Source organism: Roseateles sp. P5_E11, assembly GCF_054049355.1.
Window position 1 is genome coordinate 1 of sequence record NZ_JBFUMO010000765.1, and the last position, 2238, is coordinate 2238.

Sequence of the window (2238 nt, forward strand, 5' to 3'; positions counted from 1 at the left end):
CACATCAGTCAGCGCCCTGCTCATCGCCGCGCCTGCCGCGCCGCTGGCATGGCCGGTTGCCAGCGAACCCAGCGCTTCATCCAACGCCACCCCCGCCTTCAGCAACGTGCCCAACTCGCGCAGCACAACGATGCGATCCAGCGTCGTCAGCACCCGACGTCGCACAGACGCGGCGGCCGTCACCTGCAATTCCTCGCCTTCGACCGACAGGGGCCTGAGCCCTTGGCGCAGCAGCTGCCGCGCCGCCTCGCCCTCGCTGTAGGCTTCCAACTGACCGGCCACGCTCTGGCCGCTGGCGTCGACTGCGCGATAGCGATAGCGCTGCATCACGGCTCCTCGCTGCTGGCTGCGCGCAGCACTTCCTCGAAGGTGGTTAGCCCTTGCGCGCACTTGACGAGCCCGTCATCTACCATGCTCCGGCGCCCTTCTGCGTTGGCGGTCGCGACGAGTTGCTCGACGCCGGCACTCTGGGCGATCTGGTGCTGCAGCGTGGCGCCCACGTCCACAAGTTCGTAGACGCCGAGACGGCCCAGGTAGCCCGTCCCGCCACATTGCGGGCATCCGACAGCGCGCATCCAGCGCGCCGGCCGCGGCATGSCAATGCCGCGAGCGAGCAGAGTGGCGGCACGGTCCTCCAGCGGCTCGCAATCAAGCAGCGGCTGGGCGCAATGCTCGCAGAGCCGGCGAACGAGGCGCTGCGCCATGACGGCACGCAGCGAAGCCRCGACGAGATAGGGTTCGATCCCCATGTCGACGAGACGGTTCACGGCCGACAGGGCGTCATTGGTGTGCAAGGTCGCAAGCACCAAGTGCCCGGTCAAAGCCGCCTGGATGGCGATCTCGGCGGTTTCACGGTCGCGGATTTCACCGACCATGATGACATCCGGGTCGTGGCGCAGGATGGAGCGCAGTGCCCGAGCGAAGGTGTAGCCAATGTCGGCCTGGGTCTGGATCTGCACGACGCCGGGCAGGCGCAGTTCGACCGGGTCTTCCACCGTGATCAGCTTGCGCACGCCGTCGTTGATCTCGGACAGCGCACCATACAACGTGGTGCTCTTGCCGCTGCCGGTGGGCCCCGTAACCAGCATCATGCCGTTGGGCAAATCCAGCCAGTGCATCAATCGCTGGCGATGGTCGTCTTCCATGCCGATGCGGTGCAAGCCGATATCGCCGCGCTCCTTGGGCAGCAGCCGGAGCACCAGGGACTCGCCGTGCACGGCCGGGATCGACGAAATGCGGATGTCCACTTCTCGACCGGCCACGCGTGATGAAATCCGCCCATCCTGGGGCAGGCGGCGCTCGGCGATGTCCAAGCCACCAATGAGCTTGATGCGTGACGCGATGGCCGGATAACGATCCATTCCCAGCGTCGAACGCAGTTGCAGCACACCGTCGACACGGAAGCGCAACGCACACTCGCGCTCACCGGGCTCGACGTGAATGTCAGAGGCCCGGGCTTCGAGGGCTTGGGCCAGCGTGTTGTTGACGAAGGCGACGACCGGGGCATCCTCGGCGAGTTCGCGCAGCGAGCGCGCATCCAGCGTACCGCGGGCGTCGCCGTGGCGCAGACGCTCGGCGAGGCTTTCTGCGTCGGCGGGCAGAAGGAGGTGCCAGAACGGTTCAACGATGCCTTCGTCGGCGAGCGCCTCACGCACGTCCAGGTCGAGCGGGTCGGCACTGGCCACCTGCCATTGCGATCCCTGCTCCCACATCAACACGCCGCGGTCCAACCACCAGCTCGCAGGCTGCTTCAGGCGTGCCATCGCCTCTCGGGCCGCCACCTCGTCCAACTGCGTGGGGGCCAGCATCGGGCAGCCCAGTTGCTCAGCCAGCGCCACGTACAAGGTGTTTGTCGAGACCGCACCCAGGCGCACCAGGATTTCGCCCAACCGCCCGCCTCGCGCGGCCTGCAATGCCAATGCGCTGTCCAGTTCCGTGGCCTTGAGCGCCCCGCGTGTCAGCAGCAGTTGTCCGATCGGGAGGGATTGCATCGCGACTTACTGCGTCGGTCCGGAGGCGGCCGCTCCCGTCGGAAGCGGCGTGGGCGCAATCCGGGTTTCGGCCGGTGGCAAAGGCATCGGCTCCGCCGGCGTTGACCTTTCGGAGGGAATCACGGATTGGGCACGTTCAGCCCATGGCCCGAGCGATTTGCGGAAGGCTTCGGTCATCAGCTCCGCGTCCCGCGTGTCGTTGAGGATGTAGGGCGTGATCAACACGATCAACTCGCGTCGATTGTTG

At 66.8% G+C, this 2238-nt stretch carries 2 protein-coding genes and 1 pseudogene; all 3 read right to left on the reverse strand.

Annotation, left to right across the window (positions count from 1 at the left end):
• Positions 1-327: pseudogene (locus ACXJKR_RS30280) on the reverse strand (hypothetical protein); the annotation flags it as partial.
• Positions 327-1991: a GspE/PulE family protein gene (locus ACXJKR_RS30285; protein WP_457326000.1), complete on the reverse strand. Its 1665-nt coding sequence runs from the start codon at positions 1989-1991 to the stop codon at positions 327-329. The pseudogene ACXJKR_RS30280 and the gene ACXJKR_RS30285, both read right to left, overlap by 1 nt.
• A 6-nt stretch (positions 1992-1997) precedes the next feature.
• Positions 1998-2238 (reverse strand): hypothetical protein (locus ACXJKR_RS30290; RefSeq protein WP_457326001.1); only part of this gene is annotated, 241 nt, incomplete at its 5' end.